Raw genomic sequence first — 16,639 nt, forward strand, 5'->3', positions numbered from 1 at the left:
GCGGTGTTCTCCGCAGACCCGTTCGACCGAGCCCGCATCGCCCTCCTGCGCGACGACCTGATCCGCGCCCGCTACGGCGTGGACGCCGTGCGGGGGCTCTGGGGCGACGAAGCGGCCGAGGCGCTGCACCGCGGCGATCGGGTCCCCGCCCGCCGCGCCCTCGAGCGCAGCGGCGACCACGACGCGCTGGCCACCCTCGCCCGCCTGTTCCTCCTGGCCGATCCCGTCTCGGCCGACGACGCGGACGAGGCGTTCGGCGCTCTCGCGCTGGAGGGGGCGGTGGAGCTCGGCCTGGTGCGCGTCGAGGCCGGAGCCGTCGTCACCGCGGCCCTCGACCTGCGCCCCTACGACGTGGTCGACCAGCGCGGCGCGGCCTCCTGGTGGATCGCCTCCGACCTCGGGGAGCTCGCCCTCGGCCGCGCGCTCGACGAGGACCACGTGCTCGGCGTCGGCGGCGCGAGCCTCACGCTGACCGGCCTGATGATCCAGCGGCCCGTCGGCCGCGTGCTCGACCTGGGGACCGGCTGCGGGATCCAGGCGCTGCACGCCTCCCGCCACGCCGAGCAGGTGGTCGCCACCGACATCTCCGAGCGCGCGCTCGCGCTCGCCTCCTTCACTGCGGCGCTCAACGGGATCGAGAACATCGAGTTCCGCCTCGGCAGCCTTTACGAGCCGGTCGCGGGGGAGCGCTTCGACCACATCGTCACGAACCCGCCGTTCGTCATCACGCCGCGAGTCGAGGGCGTCCCCTCCTACGAGTACCGCGACGGCGGGCTGGAGGGCGACGAGATCGTGCGCCGCGTGATCCTCGGAGCAGCCGAGCACCTGGTGCCCGGCGGTGTCGCGCAGCTCCTGGGGAACTGGGAGTACCGGGAGGGCGCGGACGCCTTCGACCGGATCGCGGACTGGCTCGCCGACGCCCGCAGCCCGCTGGAGCAGGCGCTCGAGGCGGGGCCCGAGGGGCTCGACGCCTGGATGGGCGGGACCGCCTCTCCGCTGGACGTCTGGGTCGTGGAGCGCGAGCGTCAGGATCCGGCGGTCTACGCCGAGACCTGGATCCGGGACGGCGGCACGACTCGCGGCCCCGCGTTCGACGCGCTGGTCGACGCCTGGCTGACCGACTTCGAGCGGCGCGGGGTGACCGGCGTCGGCTTCGGCTACGTCACGCTCCGCCTGCCCGAGCAGCCCCGCCCGCCGATCCGCCGCCTCGAGCGGATCACCACGCCGGTCGCGACCGCGGGCCTGGGCGGCCACCTCGCCGCCTGCCTCGACGCGGCCGAGGCCCTCGCGTCGATGGACGATCGCGCTCTGGCGGGTCTCGCCCTGGTCGTCGCCGGAGACGTCACGGAGGAGCGGCACTACTGGCCGGGCAACGACGATCCGACGGTGCTGCGGCTGCGGCAGGGCGGCGGCTTCGCCCGGGTCGAGGAGGTCGACACGGCGCTGGCCGCCGTGGTCGGCGCCTGCGACGGCGAGCTCTCGGTGGCGGCGATCGCGGCGGCGGTCGCCTCGCTCCTCCAGGTCGAGGAGGAGGCGGTGTCCGACTCGGTGCTGCCGCGGGTGCGCGAGCTGGTGGCGACGGGGCTGCTGCGGCTGCCCCAGGGGGAACGCGGCTAGAAGAGGGTGGCGGAGTCCTCGACGGGGGGCGCAGCGGCCGCGGCGGGCACGGCGGCGGCCGTCGGCCATCCGGGTCCGGCGTCGACGGGCTGCCGGCGCTGGTAGGCGGTCGCGGCGCTCCGGGCGCGGACGTCGGCGGCCTCGTTCATCCGGTGGTTGGCGTGCCCCTTCACCCACTCGAAGGTGACCGCCCGGCCCTGCAGCTCCTCGTCGAGCGCCTTGATGATCTCGACGTTCATCACCGGCTTGCCGTCGGCCTTGCGCCAGCCCTTCCGCTTCCAGCCCGGCAGCCACTCGGTGCAGGCCTTGATGGCGTACTGGCTGTCGCAGAGGATGTGCAGCGGCTCCTCCTCCTGCGCGGTCGCGCGCAGCAGCTCGAGCACCGCGGTGAGCTCGCCGATGTTGTTCGTGCCGTGCGACCAGCCGCCCGCGGCCCAGCGCTCGTCGTCGACGTACCAGGCCCAGCCGGCGGGGCCGGGGTTGCCCAGTGCGGACCCGTCTGCGGCGGCGATGATGCTCACGTGCGTCTCTCCTCGTGCTCTCGGTGCTCGCGCCGGTGCGGCGCCCTCCGAGGGTAGTCGGCGGGCGGGGCGGTCCGCGGCGCGCGGCGCGGAGTCAGGCGGAGGAGGAGCGGCGCGCGATCGTCACGCGCGTCGAGTACGGCATCGCGACGGTCCCGCTCCCGCCCGACTCCTCGTCCACCACGGCGTCGACCGCCGCGAGGACCGCGGCGCGCTCCTCGTCGGGCATCGCGATGACGGAGCTGCGGGACGCGAACATGTCCCGCACCCCGGCTCGGTCCAGCTCGAAGGACCACTCGAAGGCCGCGAACGCCACCCGCTCGAGAGCGGAGCCGAGCGGCGGCCGGAGCGTCTCGAAGCGCTCGGCGGTGGAGGCTCCGGCGACCTCGCCGAGCCGGCGCACCCAGGGGACCGACTCGTCGCGGATGTTCCACACCAGCGCGAGCACGCCCTCCGGCACCAGGACGCGGGCGACTTCGGCTCCCGCGCGCTCGGCGTCGACCCAGTGCCACGACTGCGCGGCGGTGACGAGCTCCGCGGAGGCGTCCGCGGCGGGGATCGCCTCGGCCGTCCCCTCCTCGGGGCGGACCCCCGGCAGATTCGAGGCGAGCCGCGCGAGCATCTCCGCGTCGGGCTCGACCGCGGTCACGTCGAGGCCGCGGGACGCGAGCGACGCGGTGAACTTGCCCGTTCCCGCGCCGAGGTCCACGGCGCGCAGCCGATCGGAGGCGTCGGCTCCCGCCGCGCGGGCCCGCTCCGGGATGAAGGCGCCCGCCACCCGCGCGGGGGCGTGCCCCAGGATCCAGTCGACGGCGTCGTCGGGGTAGCCGGGCCGCCCGCGGTCGTAGGCGTCGACCGCGCTGCCGAAGGAGCGTCCGAGGCCGCTCATGGCTTCTCCGCCGCTCGCGCGAGCACGTCCACCGCGTAGCCGTAGCCGGCGATCCCCGCGCCGACGATGACGGCGATCGCGACGTCCGAGAGGTAGGAGTGCTGCCGGAACGGCTCGCGCCGGTGCACGTTGCTCACGTGCACCTCGACCATCGGCAGCTCGGTCGCGAGGACGGCGTCGCGGATCGCGATCGACGTGTGCGTGTACGCCCCGGCGTTGAGCACCACTCCCGAGACGGAGCCGCGAGCCGCGTGCAGCCGGTCGACGATCGCGCCCTCCGAGCTGCTCTGGAAGGTCTCGACCGTGAAGCCGTGCCGCTCGGCCGCCTCCGCCGCCAGCGCCTCGGCGTCGACGAGGGTGTCCGAGCCGTAGAGCTCGGGCTCGCGGGTGCCGAGCAGGTTCAGGTTCGGGCCGTTGAGGACGAGGATCGGCAGCTTCACGCTCCGACCCTAGCGCCGGCCGTCCCCGCGAGCGGGAGCGGCGGCAGCGCCGCGCGCAGGAGGATCAGCTCGCGCGCATGGGCGTCCAGACGCCGGTCCTCCTCGGTCCGCAGCTCGAGAGGCGGAACCGGCTCGGCCGCCCCGTCGGCGCCCCGCACCACGAAGACGCTCCGGCACTGCGTGGTCAGCTCCAGCTCGCCGGTCCGCGGGTCCCCGGAGCGCACGTGCACCGCCAGGTGCATGCTCCGGGCGCTCGTGTGGATGAGGCGCGCCTCCACCTCGACGAGGTGCCCGATGCGCACCGGACGGTAGAAGTGGATCCCGCCGGAGTAGACGGCCACCGCGTCGCGGCCGGTCCAGCGCTGCGCGACCGCGTCGGCCGCCTCGTCGATCCAGCGCATCACGATCCCGCCGTGGGCGTTGCCGCCCCAGTTGACGTCGCCCGGCGCCGCGAGGAAGCGGAACACGATCCGCGGACCGGTGCCCTCCTCGGTGTACTCCTGGGCGCGCATCACGTCGTGCAGCCGTCGGCGGCCGTCGATGCGCGCGGCGGCGCCCTCGGCGAGGGACAGGTCCTCGATCGAGCGGGGCCGCCACTCCGGGACCGACCGCGGCCTCTTCTCGTCGTCGACGGCCACGAACACGAGGAGGCAGTGCGTGGCGTCCTCGTAGAGGCCGGTCCGCGGATCCGCCTGCGCGACCTGCACCAGCACGTGCATGCTCGTGCGCCCGGTGTGGATGACGCGGGCGGTCGCCTCGATCAGGTTGCCGACCGAGATGGGCCGGGTGAAGTGGACGTTGCCAACGTACGCCGTCACGCAGTAGCCGCCGCTCCAGCCCACGGCGCAGGCGTAGCCGGCCTTGTCGATCCACTCGAGGACGCGGCCGGCCTGGGCGCTGCGGCCGTCGGCGGTGGCGTCCTGCGGGGCGGCGAGGAAGCGGAGCGTGATGCGGTCGGTCATGGTGCCCGTCGTCGTGGGAGCGGAAGGGGGGAGTGGACCCGCGGGGGTGCGAGGAAAGGGGGATGATCCGCCCGCGGGCCACAGGGGTGTCCGGCAGGCGCCGGCTCGGTCAGGGGGATCAGGCCGCCAGCGGCAGCTTCTCGGCGAGGAGCCGGAACCGCAGGGCCTGGAGCTCGGCGGTCAGTTCGGGCGGCAGCCGGTCGCCGAACCGCGTGAAGAACTCCTCCGTGAGCGCGCACTCCTCCAGCCACGCCTCGACAGGGACGGAGAACAGCTCCTCCTTCTGGGCCGCGGAGAGCCGGAGCCCGTGCGTGTTGATCGCGACCGGCAGGTCGCCGAGGGGGCTCCGCCGCGCCTCCGCCAGCCCCTCCAGGCGGCGGACGAGCCACTGCAGCACCCGCGCGTTCTCGCCGAAGCCGGGCCAGAGGAACTCGCCGCCCGCGTCCTTACGGAACCAGTTGACCTGGAACACCGCCGGCGCCGCATCGCCGAGCTCAGCGCCGATCGCGAGCCAGTGCGCGAAGTAGTCGGCCATGTTGTAGCCGCAGAAGGGGAGCATCGCGAACGGATCGCGGCGCAGCTCCCCGACCGTGCCCTCCGCGGCCGCGGTCTTCTCGGAGGCGACGGTCGCACCCAGGAAGACGCCGTGCTGCCACGAGGTGGCCTGCGTGACCAGCGGGACGTTGCTCGCCCGTCGGCCACCGAAGACGATCGCGTCCAGCGGCACGCCCTCGTGGGCGTCCCAGTCGGCGGAGAGCGACGGGCACTGCGCGGCCGGCGCGGTGAAGCGGGAGTTGGGGTGCGCGGCGGGCGTGCCGGACGCCGGCGTCCACGGCTGCCCGCGCCAGTCGGTCAGCCGCTCCGGGACCTCGTCGGTCAGGCCCTCCCACCACACGTCGCCGTCCTCGCGGAGCGCGACGTTGGTGAAGATCGTGTTGCCCCAGAGCGTCTGCACGGCGTTCGGGTTCGAGGTCTCCCCGGTGCCGGGAGCGACGCCGAAGAAGCCCGTCTCGGGGTTCATCGCCCAAAGGCGTCCGTCCTCGCCGCGGCGCATCCAGGTGATGTCGTCGCCCAGCGTCTCGACCCGCCAGCCGGGGATCGCGGGCTGCATCATCGCGAGGTTGGTCTTGCCGCACGCGCTCGGGAAGGCGGCGGCGACGTGGTAGCGCCGTCCCTCGGGCGAGACGATGCGGATCAGCAGCATGTGCTCGGCGAGCCAGCCCTCCTCGCGCCCCATCGCCGAGGCGATGCGCAGGGCGAAGCACTTCTTCGCCAGCAGGGCGTTGCCGCCGTAGCCGGAGCCGTACGAGACGATCTCGCGCGTCTCCGGGAACTGGGTGATGTACTTCACGGGGCTGCACGGCCAGGCGACGTCCTCGCGGGTGACGCCGTCCGCGTCGCGGAGGGGCAGCCCCACGGTGTGCACGCCGCGGACGAACGGGGTCTCCTCGGTGAAGGCGGCGAGCGGCTCGGAGCCCACGCGCGCCATGATCCGCAGGTTCAGCACCGCGTAGGCCGAGTCGGTGACCTGGACGCCCAGCTGCGAGAGCGGACCGCCGACGGGCCCCATCGAGAACGGGACGACGTACATCGTCCGTCCGCGCATCGCTCCGTCGAGGAGGGGAGCGAGCTCGGCCCTCATCGCGGCGGGCTCGCGCCAGTTGTTGGTCGGTCCCGCGTCGGCCTCGTCGGTCGTGCAGATGAAGGTGCGGTCCTCGACCCGGGCGACGTCGTCCGGGTCGGTGCGGGCCAGGAACGAGCCGGGCCGCCACTCCGGATTGAGCGGGAGGAGCGTGCCGGAGGCGACGAGCCGCTCGGTGAGGCGGTACCACTCCGCGGGGGAGCCGTCGCTCCACTCGATCGAGTCGGGCTGGAGGATCGCGGCGGTCTCGCGCACCCAGCGGCGGAGGGCGAGGGGCGCCGGCGGCACGACGGGCGCGGGGACGGACGTCGGCGCGGTCATGGTGCTCGGCTCGAGTCGGACGGTGTTGCTGTAGATGCTCATGCTGGCTCCGCTTTCGGTGGTCGTCGTCGACGGGGGTGGGGAGTCGCCGGCCGCAGCCGGGAAGAGGCCGGCCGGGCCGGGAGGGGCGCTCAGTGGCGCCTGAAGCCAGGATGGAGGAGGATCAGGGGGTATTCCCGGCGCTCAGGCGGTCAAGAAACCGCCTTTTTGCGCTTCCGTCACAACCGACCGCTGGAGCTCGCCGTGACCGATCCCTCGACACCCGCCCCGGGCTCCGACGCCGTGCTGCTCGGGCAGCGCCTGCGCCACTTCCGCACCCGGCGCGGACTGACCCTCGGGCAGCTCGCTGAGCGCGTCGACGTGTCGGGGAGCCAGCTCTCGCTGATCGAGACGGGCCGCCGCGAGCCGCGCCTCTCCCTCCTGCAGCGCCTCGCGGCCGCGCTCGGCGTCGAGCTGGCGGCGCTGCTCTCGGACGAGCCGCCGAGCGAGCGGGCCGCGCTCGAGATCGAGCTGGCGCGCGTGCAGAAGGGGTCGCTGTACCGCTCGCTCGGCCTGCCCGAGTTCAAGGTCAACAAGGGGCTGAGCACGCCCGTACTGGAGGCGTTCCTCGGCGTCTACCGCGAGCTCGCCCGGCGACGGAGCGAGGCGAGTGCCACACCGGAGGAGGCGCGCCGGGCCAACACCGCCCAGCGGCTCCAGCTGCGCGAGCGCAGCTCCTACCTGCCCGAGATCGAGGAGGTGGCGGGCGAGATGCTCCGCACCGTCGGGCACCGCGGAGGAGCACTGACCCACAGCTCCGTCTCGAAGATGGCCCGGCACCTCGGCTTCGAGATCATCCACGTCGGCGACCTGCCGCACTCCGCCCGCTCGGTGATCGACCTCGCGAACGGCAGGATCTACCTCCCGCCCGCCTCGATCCCCGGGGGGCACGGCCTGCGGGCGCTGGCGCTGCAGGCGATGGCGCACCGCCTCCTCGGGCACGAGCGGCCGGTGACCTACGCCGACTTCCTCCGCCAGCGCCTCGAGATCAACTACTTCGCCGCCGCGTGCCTGATGCCGCTGGAGCCGGCGGTCGCGTTCCTCCAGGAGGCGAAGCGCGAGCGGGACATCTCGGTGGAGGACTTCCGCGACGGCTTCGGCGTCACCCACGAGGCCGCCGCCCTGCGCTTCACGAACCTGCTCACCTCGCACCTCGACATCCGGATGCACTTCCTGCGCGTGTTGGGAGACGGCTCGATCCAGAAGGCCTACGAGAACGACGGGCTGCCGCTGCCGACCGACGTCACCGGGGCCGTCGAGGGCCAGGTGGTCTGCCGCTACTGGTCGGCGCGCTCCGCGTTCACCCGGACCAACCGGACGACGGAGTACTACCAGTACGTCGACACCCCGGCGGGGACCTTCTGGTCGGCGTCGCAGACCGGCACGACCGACACCGAGGAGTTCTCGATCACCGTGGGCGTCCCGTTCGCCGAGGCCCGCTTCTTCCGAGGCCGCGACACCGACCGCCGCGAGCTCTCCCGCTGCCCCGACGAGTCCTGCTGCCGACGCGCTCCGTCGGAGCTCGCCGCGCGCTGGGACGGCAACGCCTGGCCGAGCGCGCGCCTGCACGCGCACGTGCTCGCGCCGCTGCCGTCAGGCACCTTCCCCGGCATCGACGACGCCGAGGTCTACGAGTTCCTCGACGCGCACGCCCGCGAGTCCTGACCGCTCCCGCGAGACGCCGCTCCGGTGCGCCTGGGTCGGCGTGCCGCGTACCCGAGCGGCGTCCCGCGGAGGGGGCGGGAGGCGTCAGTCCGAGATGAGGGCGCGGGCCGTTCCCTCGTCGAGGATGAGGTCGGTGATGAGGCCGGCCGCCAGGGCGCCGCGCAGGCCCGGCAGCTTCGAGGCGCCCGACACGACGCAGATCCGGCGCGACGCGCGGCGCACCGTGGAGAGGTCCGGACCGCTTGCACGTTCGTTCATGGGGATGTCGTCCCAGCTGCCGTCGGACCGGTAGAACACCGTCGCGACGTCGCCGACGACCCCGGAGCCGCTGAGCGAGGTGAAGTCGCTCGGCTCCAGGTAGCCGCCGATGTAGACCTTCGAGGGGACCGCCGCGAACGGCGACCCGAGCCCGAACAGCGCCACGTCCATCCGCTGCTGCAGCTCCAGGACCCGTCGGGTGGAGCGCTCGCGCCACACCGCCTGCTTGGTGGTCGGGTCGTCGAAGAACGCCGGCACCGGGAACTGCTGGACCTTCGCCGCGTAGGCGTCGCCGAAGCGGCGGAGGATCTCGCTCGAGTAGTTGATGCCCGTGGTCTCGGTGTTGCCGGCGCCGTTCAGCTGCACGATCTGCGTGTTGTGCGTCTCCTTGGCGATCAGGTGGCGGCTGATCGCGCTCATCGTGGAGCCCCAGGCGATGCCGACGATCATGTTCGAGTCGATGAACTGCCCGAGGATCCTCGCTGCGGACAGGGCGACCCGCTCGAGCCGGTCGATCTCGCTGGTGTGGTCCGGCACCGGCACGATGTGCGCCGTGATGTCGAAGTGGGACCGCACCTCGGCCGAGAGGGCGCTCGCCCGGTCGAGGGGGGAGCGGATCTGGATGTCGACCAGGCCGGTCGCGCGGGCGTGCGAGAGCAGGCGCGAGACGGAGGAGCGCGACGTGTGCAGCTCGTGCGCGATCGCGTCCATCGTCAGATCCTGCATGTAGTACAGCTGGGCCGCACGAAGCGCGTCCCGCGTCTTGTCGGGATGGGTCGCGTGGGTCGTCTCGTCGAGTTCGACGACCGGTCTCACCGGGGTCATAGCGCTCCCTGCACGGATTTCCACCCGTCTTGACCGGATGTGTTGTCGGGTCAAGGATGGCTGTATTCCTCCGCGAAATCAATCGGTCATCTCCCCGGTGCACGCTGGTGCGGAGGCCTCGACGACACCCCTACGACACGAAGGCGAGTACGAAGTGGCACAGTCCGACGGAACTCCCGGAAACTCCGCTCTGCGCGAGAGCGTCGCTGCTCTCCGCGACAACCCCCGCGCCACGGTCCTGGTCATCGGCGGTGGCATCAACGGCATCGGGACCTTCCGCGAGCTCGCGCTCAACGGCGTCGACGTCGCCCTCGTCGAGCGCGGCGACTACGTCTCCGGTGCCTCGAGCGCCTCGAGCCACATGATCCACGGCGGCATCCGCTACCTCGAGAACGGCGAGTTCCGACTCGTCAACGAGGGCGTGCACGAGCGCAACGGCCTGCTGAAGATCGCTCCCCATTACGTGAAGCCGCTGCAGACGACGATCCCGATCTACTCGACGTTCTCGGGCATCCTCGCGGCTCCGCTGCGCTTCCTGACCCACAAGTCGGGCAAGCCGCAGGAGCGCGGTGCGCTGCTGATCAAGGTCGGCCTCACGATGTACGACTTCTTCTCCCGCGACGGCGGCACGGTCCCGCGCCACCAGTTCCACGGGCGCAAGCGCTCGCTGAACGAGCTCCCCAAGCTCGACCCGAAGATCAAGTACACCGCCACCTACTTCGACGCCTCCGTGCACGAGCCCGAGCGCCTCGCGCTCGACGTGCTCCACGACGCGCTGATCGGCGGCAGCAAGGCCCGCGCGGCCAACTACGTCGAGGCCGTCGGCGCCGACGAGAAGGGTGTCGTCCTCCGCGACCGCGAGTCCGGCGAGGAGTTCACCTTCGCGGCGGACGTCGTCGTCAACGTCTCCGGACCGTGGACCGACTTCACCAACACGGCCCTCGGCACGACCACGACGTTCATGGGCGGCACCAAGGGCTCGCACATCGTGCTCGACAACCCCGAGCTGGTCGAGGCCTGCGAGGGCCGCGAGATGTTCTTCGAGCACAGCGACGGACGCATCGTCCTCATCTACCCGCTCAAGGGCCGCGTGATGGTCGGCACGACCGACATCGACGCCGACCCCACGAAGCCGGCGGTGTGCACGGAGGAGGAGATCGACTACTTCTTCGAGCTCGTGAACCACGTCTTCCCGGCCATCCGCGTGGACCGCTCGCAGATCGTCTTCAAGTTCTCCGGCATCCGCCCGCTGCCCCGCCACGACGACGAGGCCCCGGGCTTCGTCTCCCGCGACTACCGCATCGAGCCCTCGACGCTCCCCGGCAACGGCTCGCCCGTGCTCAGCCTGGTCGGCGGCAAGTGGACGACGTTCCGCGCCCTGTCGGAGCACCTCTCGAACGAGGTCTTCAAGCGGATCGGCGTGACCCGTCGCGTCTCCACCGTGAAGACCCCCATCGGAGGCGGCAAGGGCTTCCCGCGCACCGACGCGTCCCGCGCGCAGTGGATCAGCCAGCACCGCTCCGGGCTCTCCTCGGCCCGCACGGGCCAGCTGCTCGAGCGCTACGGCACCCGCGCGCAGGAGGTCATCGAGGCCCTGGCCGACGGACACGACGAGGCGCTCGACTTCGACAAGGACTTCACCACCGGTGAGATCCGCTACCTCGCCCAGCGCGAGAGCGTGGTGCACCTCATCGACCTGGTGATGCGCCGCACCAACCACGCCTTCACGGGCGGCCTGAGCCGCGAGCTCCTCGAGGAGCTCGCCGAGCACACGGGCGCCGTGCTGGGCTGGGACGACGCCGCCCGCGCGTCGGAGGTCGACGCGACCATCGCGCACCTCAAGGAGTACAACGGCGTCGACGTCGGGGGCACCTCGGTGCAGACCCCGACGGCCGTGCCCGCGTCCTGATCGGCGGTCAGGCGCGGATCGACGGAAGCCCCGGACCGAGGACCACCTCGACCGGGGCTTCCGTCGTGACAACGCACAAACGTGCACGCGCCGTTCCTTGTCGCTAGGACAGGGCGCCGATAACTTCACACCGTCGGGCATCGAAGCCCGCCGCGGACGCCTGTGCGCGTCCGTCTTACGAAAAGGAAAAGGTCAACGTGGACAATCTCGGAGTGGTCTTCCTCGCCGAAGTCGTGGGAACGGCCATGCTCGTGCTCCTCGGCTGCGGTGTCGTCGCCAACGTCGCGCTCGTGAAGAGCAAGGGTCTCAACGGCGGAACCCTCATGGTCAACATCGGCTGGGGCTTCGCGGTCTTCGCCGGTGTGATCGTCTCGTACAACTCGGGGGCGCACCTCAACCCCGCGGTCACCCTGGGCCTCGTCGCGAGTGGAGCGACCGAGTTCGGTTCCGGCGTGCCCGTCAACATCGTCTCGATCCTCGTCTACATCCTCGCCCAGATGATCGGTGCGATCCTCGGTGCCGTCTTCTGCTGGCTCGCCTACAAGCAGCACTTCGACGAGGAGCCCGACGCGGCCAACAAGCTCGGCGTCTTCTCGACCGGTCCGGCGATCCGCTCGTACGGCTGGAACTTCGTCACCGAGGTCATCGGCACCTTCGTCCTCGTCTTCGTCGTCATCGGCTTCGGCGGCGGACGTCAGGGCGACGGCGGTCTGGCCGCGCTCGGCGCGCTGCCCGTCGCCATCCTGGTGATCGCGATCGGCGCCTCCCTCGGCGGCCCGACCGGCTACGCCATCAACCCCGCCCGCGACCTCGGCCCCCGCATCGCGCACGCGCTGCTGCCGATCAAGGGCAAGGGCTCGAGCGACTGGAGCTACGCCTGGGTGCCCGTCGCCGGCCCGATCGTCGGTGGAGTGCTCGCGGGCCTCGCCTCGCTCGTGCTGCTCCCGGTCCTCTAGACCGCCGCGCTTCCTTTCACCCCCCGTTACGAAGGAGTAATCATTCATGGCTGACTACGTCATCGCTATCGACCAGGGGACCACGTCGTCCCGCGCGATCATCTTCGACAAGAAGGGATCGATCGTCTCCACCGGCCAGAAGGAGCACGAGCAGATCTTCCCGCGCGCCGGCTGGGTCGAGCACGACCCGATCGAGATCTGGAACAACGTCCGCGAGGTGATCGGCCAGGCTCTCTCCCGCGCCGACCTGACCCGCCACGACATCGCCTCCGTCGGCATCACCAACCAGCGCGAGACCGCTGTCGTCTGGGACAGGACGACCGGCAAGCCCGTCTACAACGCCATCGTCTGGCAGGACACCCGCACCCAGTCGATCGTCGACCGCCTCGCCGGCGACGAGGGCGCTGACCGCTTCAAGTCGATCGTGGGCCTCCCGCTCGCGACCTACTTCTCCGGCACCAAGATCGTCTGGATCCTCGAGAACGTCGAGGGTGCTCGCGAGAAGGCCGAGGCGGGCGACCTGATCTTCGGCACGACGGACACCTGGGTCCTCTGGAACCTGACCGGCGGCATCGACGGCGGCGTCCACAAGACCGACGTCACCAACGCCTCCCGCACCCTGTTCCTCGACCTCGAGACCCTCGAGTGGCGCGACGACATCCTCGAGGCCTTCGGGGTCCCGAAGTCGATGCTCCCCGAGGTCTGCTCCTCCTCCGAGGTCTACGGGCACGTCGAGTCCTCGTCGCTGCTGCGCGAGGTCCCGATCGCCGGCATCCTCGGCGACCAGCAGGCCGCGACCTTCGGCCAGGCGGCGTTCGATCCGGGCGAGGCGAAGAACACCTACGGCACCGGCAACTTCCTGATCTTCAACACGGGCACCGAGATCGTCCACTCGAAGAACGGTCTGCTCACCACCATCGGCTACAAGCTCGGCGACGGCGAGGTGCACTACGCGCTCGAGGGCTCGATCGCGGTCTCCGGCTCGCTGATCCAGTGGCTGCGCGACAACCTGGGCCTCATCGGCTCGGCTCCCGAGGTCGAGGCGCTGGCCGCCACCGTCGAGGACAACGGAGGCGCGTACTTCGTCCCCGCCTTCTCGGGTCTGTTCGCCCCCTACTGGCGCTCCGACGCCCGCGGAGCCCTCGTCGGCCTCACCCGCTACGTCAACAAGGGCCACATCGCCCGCGCCGCGCTCGAGGCGACCGCCTTCCAGACCCGCGAGGTCCTGGACGCGGTCAACGCCGACTCCGGCGTCCCCCTGCAGGAGCTCAAGGTCGACGGCGGAATGATCGCCAACAACCTGCTCATGCAGTTCCAGGCCGACATCCTCGGCGTCCCGGTCGTCCGACCGGTCGTCGCGGAGACCACCGCGCTCGGAGCGGCCTACGCGGCCGGTCTCGCGGTCGGCTTCTGGGAGAACCTCGACGACCTGCGCCAGAACTGGCAGGAGGACTCGCGGTGGACCCCGCAGATGGACCAGGACGAGGCCGCCCGCCAGTACCGCCTCTGGAAGAAGGCCGTCACCAAGACCTTCGACTGGATCGACGAGGACGTGCAGTAGTTTTCTCCGCTGCAGTCCCTGCCTGCCGCGGCGCGGTCGGCTCATCGAGGTGGTCGCGTCTCGGGGAGCGGGTCGCGTCCGGCTAGGGGACGACGCTGACACGCGTCCTCCCCGTTCGCCTCGCGCGACGAGCGGATGGCGTGAGTCCGTTCACGGTGATGCGCCCTGTCCGACCCTCGGGTCGGGTGGGGCGCTTCGTCGTTCCGACGACGGCGCAACGGGTATCGCAACGGGGTGGTTCGGGGACACCCGTGCTGGTCGAGTGGTCGCCGCAGACGGCTCATCGAGACCCGGCAATTCGGACCTGCATGCTGGTCGCGTAGTCGCTGCAGGCGGCTTATCGAGACCCGGACCGGGCGGGGCCTCAGTCCGCCGGCAGCCCGAGCTGCGAGTCCAGCTCGTCCAGGGAAGCGATCCGGCGCACGCCCAGCTCGACCGCCTCGGGCGGCAGCTCGCGGCCGTGCTCGGGACCGCCGACGCGGTCGAGCCAGACGCCGCGCAGGCCCGCAGCGGCCGCTCCGACGGCGTCGGTGCCGAGCCGGTCGCCGACGTAGAGGGCCTCCTCCGGAGAGACCCCGAACCGCTCGCAGGCGATCGCGAAGATCCGCGCGTCCGGCTTGGCGACGCCGACGTCGCCGGAGGCGATCACGTGCTCGAAGCGACCGGAGAGGCCCGTGCCCTCGATCTTCCCCCGCTGGAAGTCGAGCACGCCGTTGGTGATGACGCCGAGGCGGACTCCGGCGGCGTCGAGCCGGTCGAGGACGGGCAGCGCGTCGTCGTGGAGGGTCCAGGCGGCGATGTAGTGCTCGAGGTACCCGCGGAACCAGGAGCTCGCCTCCTCGGGAGTCAGCCCGACTCCGGCCTCCGCGGCGAAGTCCGTGGCGCGCGCCCGGCGCTGGCCCTCGTAGTCGAGCTCGCCCGCGAGGTAGCGGTGGTAGTGCTCCTCCTCGAGCAGGTGCCAGCGGCGCTGCACGTCGGCCGGCTCGCCGGCGTAGGCGGCGCCGAGCGAGGCGGCGTACGCGACGATCCCCTCCCGCACAGCGCGGGCATGGGCGAAGAGGGTGTCGTCGAGGTCGAAGAGCGCGAGCCGCAGCACGGCCGCCTCAGCGGACGCGGCGGAGGAGGCCGACGGAGTCGTAGACGGCGGCGAGCGTGCGCTCCGCGGTCTCGGACGCGCGGTCGGCGGCGAGGGAAAGGACCCGGTCGAGCTCGGCCGGGTCGGCGAGCAGCTCCGCGGTCCGCGCTCGGATCGGGTCGAAGGTGGCGGCGACCACCTCGACGAGGCCCTTCTTGAGGTCCCCGTAGCCGCGGCCCGCGTACTCCTGCTCCAGCGACTCGATGGAGCGGTCGGCGAGGACCGAGTAGATCGTCAGCAGGTTCGAGACGCCGGGCTTCGCCGCCCGGTCGAAGCGCACCTCCGACTCGGTGTCCGTCACGGCGCGCATGATCTTCTTCGCGGTCGCCTTCGGCTCGTCGAGCACGCTGAGCAGGCCCGCATCCGACTCCGCCGACTTCGACATCTTGGCGCCCGGGTTCTGCAGGTCGAAGATCTTCGCGGTCTCGCGCACGATGTGGGGCTCCGGCACGGCGAAGGTCTCACCGAAGCGCGAGTTGAAGCGCGCGGCGAGATCGCGGGTGAGCTCCAGGTGCTGGCGCTGGTCCTCGCCGACCGGCACCGCGTCCGTCTGGTACAGCAGGATGTCGGCCGCCATCAGGATCGGGTAGGTGAACAAACCCACCGAGGCGGCCTCAGCACCCTGCTTCGCCGACTTGTCCTTGAACTGCGTCATCCGGCTGGCCTCGCCGAAGCCGGTCAGGGTGTTGAGGACCCAGGCGAGCTCGGCGTGAGCGGGCACGTGGGACTGGATGAAGAGGGTCGAGCGCGCGGGGTCGATGCCCGCGGCGATGTACTGCGCGGCGGTCGCGCGGGTGCGCTCGCGGAGCTGCTGCGGATCCTGCGGGACCGTGATCGCGTGCAGGTCGACGACGCAGAAGTAGGCGTCGAAGTCCTCCTGCATCGCGACCCACTGGGTCAGCGCGCCGATGTAGTTGCCGAGGTGCAGCGACCCGGAGGAGGGCTGCATGCCGGAGAAGATGACGGGCTTGGCGCCCGGGGTGCTGGGAGTCATGGGTGGCCTCGAGGGGTCGGTTCGCGGGGGAGAGGGTCAGAGCTCGTAGTCGACGACCACGGGGGAGTGGTCGGACCAGCGGGTGTCGTAGGAGGCGGCGCGGTCGACCTCGTAGCTGCGGGCGAGGTCGGCGAGCGCGGGCGTGGCGAGCTGGTAGTCGAGGCGCCAGCCGGTGTCGGTGTCGAAGGCCTGGCCGCGCTGGGACCACCACGTGTACGGTCCGGGCACCTCGCCCGCGAACCGGCGGCCGAGGTCGACCCAGCCCAGTCCGGCACCGGCGTTGTAGTCCGGGTCGCCCTCGGCGCCGACGAAGCGGTCGACGTAGGCGCGCTCCTCCGGGAGGAAGCCTGCCTTCTTGACGTTGCCCTTCCAGTTCTTGATGTCGAGCGTGCGGTGGCCGACGTTGAGGTCGCCCATCACCACGGCGAGCTCGCTGTGCGCCCGGATCTCGGGCAGGCGCGCTTCCATCGCGTCGAGGAAGCGGTACTTCTCGACCTGCTTGGGGGTGCCGACCTCGCCGGAGTGGACGTAGGTGGAGACGACGGTGAGCGAGCGGCCGCCGACCTCGTAGTCGGCCTCGAGCCAGCGTCCTGCCGAGTCGAAGTCGTCGGCGCCGAACGTCACGCGGTGGATCGTGGCGCGCCTGCGTGAGGCGAGAGCGACTCCGGCGCGCCCCTTGGCGGTCGCCTCGTCGTGCAGCACGTCCCACTCGTCCCCGAGGAGCCCCGTGAGGTCGTCCGTGGAGGCGCGGACCTCCTGCAGGGCCAGGACGTCGACGTCGCGGGCGGCGAGCCAGTCGCCCATCCCCTTGCGGTAGGCGGCGCGGACGCCGTTCACGTTGACGGAGGCGATGCGGAGGGTGCTGCGAGTCACCGGAGCAGTCTATTCGGAGCCGCGGAGCGGGC

At 71.8% G+C, this 16,639-nt stretch carries 14 protein-coding genes; 5 read left to right on the plus strand and 9 right to left on the minus strand.

What is annotated here, in order from left to right; genetic code table 11:
* The first annotated feature begins 3 nt into the window (after positions 1 to 3).
* On the plus strand, positions 4 to 1,617 hold the full coding sequence (locus C5C63_RS07345; protein WP_258065225.1) for a methyltransferase: 1,614 nt from the start codon (positions 4 to 6) through the stop codon (positions 1,615 to 1,617).
* Here C5C63_RS07345 and C5C63_RS07350 read toward each other — a convergent pair.
* From C5C63_RS07350 to C5C63_RS07370, 5 genes are all read right to left on the minus strand, one after another.
* Entirely contained in the window at positions 1,614 to 2,138 is a 525-nt protein-coding gene (locus tag C5C63_RS07350; protein WP_104232847.1) for a ribonuclease H, read from the minus strand. The two genes, C5C63_RS07345 and C5C63_RS07350, sit on opposite strands and share 4 nt — an antisense overlap.
* Positions 2,139 to 2,232: 94 nt before the next feature.
* Positions 2,233 to 3,027, minus strand: coding sequence for a class I SAM-dependent methyltransferase (locus C5C63_RS07355; protein WP_104325784.1), 795 nt, complete (start codon positions 3,025 to 3,027; stop codon positions 2,233 to 2,235).
* Positions 3,024 to 3,467 (minus strand): type II 3-dehydroquinate dehydratase, encoded by a 444-nt coding sequence (aroQ, locus tag C5C63_RS07360; protein ID WP_104325785.1) that lies wholly within the window; start codon positions 3,465 to 3,467, stop codon positions 3,024 to 3,026. The genes C5C63_RS07355 and aroQ overlap by 4 nt, the downstream gene beginning before the upstream one ends.
* Positions 3,464 to 4,429, minus strand: coding sequence for an acyl-CoA thioesterase (locus tag C5C63_RS07365; protein ID WP_104232844.1), 966 nt, complete (start codon positions 4,427 to 4,429; stop codon positions 3,464 to 3,466). Before C5C63_RS07365 ends, aroQ begins: the two co-directional genes overlap by 4 nt.
* A gap of 118 nt (positions 4,430 to 4,547) precedes the next feature.
* A complete protein-coding gene (locus C5C63_RS07370; protein WP_104325799.1) occupies positions 4,548 to 6,392 on the minus strand; it encodes a phosphoenolpyruvate carboxykinase (GTP) in 1,845 nt (614 codons plus the stop codon).
* Between the two features lie 243 nt (positions 6,393 to 6,635).
* On the opposite strand from C5C63_RS07370, the gene C5C63_RS07375 reads away from it, so the two are divergent.
* Positions 6,636 to 8,096: a helix-turn-helix domain-containing protein gene (locus C5C63_RS07375; RefSeq protein WP_104325786.1), complete on the plus strand. Its 1,461-nt coding sequence runs from the start codon at positions 6,636 to 6,638 to the stop codon at positions 8,094 to 8,096.
* Between the two features lie 84 nt (positions 8,097 to 8,180).
* Here the strand turns inward: C5C63_RS07375 and C5C63_RS07380 are convergent, their stop codons facing one another.
* On the minus strand, positions 8,181 to 9,179 hold the full coding sequence (locus C5C63_RS07380) for a sugar-binding transcriptional regulator (RefSeq protein ID WP_104223198.1): 999 nt from the start codon (positions 9,177 to 9,179) through the stop codon (positions 8,181 to 8,183).
* Between the two features lie 154 nt (positions 9,180 to 9,333).
* On the opposite strand from C5C63_RS07380, the gene C5C63_RS07385 reads away from it, so the two are divergent.
* From C5C63_RS07385 to glpK, 3 genes are all read left to right on the plus strand, one after another.
* A complete protein-coding gene (locus C5C63_RS07385; RefSeq protein WP_258065223.1) occupies positions 9,334 to 11,088 on the plus strand; it encodes a glycerol-3-phosphate dehydrogenase/oxidase in 1,755 nt (584 codons plus the stop codon).
* Positions 11,089 to 11,333: 245 nt separating this feature from the next.
* A complete protein-coding gene (locus C5C63_RS07390; protein WP_374952909.1) occupies positions 11,334 to 12,044 on the plus strand; it encodes an MIP/aquaporin family protein in 711 nt (236 codons plus the stop codon).
* A gap of 46 nt (positions 12,045 to 12,090) precedes the next feature.
* The gene (gene glpK / locus C5C63_RS07395) at positions 12,091 to 13,605 is read left to right on the plus strand and encodes a glycerol kinase GlpK (RefSeq protein WP_104226427.1); all 1,515 of its coding nucleotides are present in this window, start codon (positions 12,091 to 12,093) and stop codon (positions 13,603 to 13,605) included.
* A 364-nt stretch (positions 13,606 to 13,969) separates the two neighbouring features.
* Here glpK and C5C63_RS07400 read toward each other — a convergent pair whose 3' ends face one another.
* Genes C5C63_RS07400 through C5C63_RS07410 form a run of 3 tightly spaced genes read right to left on the minus strand, consistent with a single transcriptional unit; the run spans position 13,970 to position 16,607 of the window.
* Positions 13,970 to 14,701, minus strand: a complete 732-nt coding sequence (locus C5C63_RS07400; protein ID WP_104325787.1) for an HAD family hydrolase — start codon at positions 14,699 to 14,701, stop codon at positions 13,970 to 13,972.
* A gap of 7 nt (positions 14,702 to 14,708) precedes the next feature.
* Complete coding sequence (trpS, locus tag C5C63_RS07405; RefSeq protein ID WP_104325788.1) at positions 14,709 to 15,734, minus strand: tryptophan--tRNA ligase; 1,026 nt, start codon at positions 15,732 to 15,734, stop codon at positions 14,709 to 14,711.
* Positions 15,735 to 15,770: 36 nt separating this feature from the next.
* Complete coding sequence (locus C5C63_RS07410; protein WP_104263197.1) at positions 15,771 to 16,607, minus strand: exodeoxyribonuclease III; 837 nt, start codon at positions 16,605 to 16,607, stop codon at positions 15,771 to 15,773.
* Between the last annotated feature and the right edge of the window lie 32 nt (positions 16,608 to 16,639).

This window comes from Rathayibacter sp. AY1B8, from assembly GCF_002932775.1.
Taxonomy (GTDB): Bacteria; Actinomycetota; Actinomycetes; order Actinomycetales; family Microbacteriaceae; genus Rathayibacter.

Excerpts from the sequence above, each read along its gene's own strand:
- C5C63_RS07355 (WP_104325784.1), bottom strand. The coding sequence starts at position 3,027 with ATGAGCGGCCTCGGACGCTCCTTCGGCAGCGCGGTCGACGCCTACGAC.
- C5C63_RS07365 (WP_104232844.1), bottom strand. The coding sequence starts at position 4,429 with ATGACCGACCGCATCACGCTCCGCTTCCTCGCCGCCCCGCAGGACGCC.
- C5C63_RS07370 (WP_104325799.1), bottom strand. The coding sequence starts at position 6,392 with ATGACCGCGCCGACGTCCGTCCCCGCGCCCGTCGTGCCGCCGGCGCCC.
- C5C63_RS07380 (WP_104223198.1), bottom strand. The coding sequence starts at position 9,179 with ATGACCCCGGTGAGACCGGTCGTCGAACTCGACGAGACGACCCACGCG.
- C5C63_RS07390 (WP_374952909.1), top strand. The coding sequence starts at position 11,334 with ATGCTCGTGCTCCTCGGCTGCGGTGTCGTCGCCAACGTCGCGCTCGTG.
- glpK (WP_104226427.1), top strand. The coding sequence starts at position 12,091 with ATGGCTGACTACGTCATCGCTATCGACCAGGGGACCACGTCGTCCCGC.
- trpS (WP_104325788.1), bottom strand. The coding sequence starts at position 15,734 with ATGACTCCCAGCACCCCGGGCGCCAAGCCCGTCATCTTCTCCGGCATG.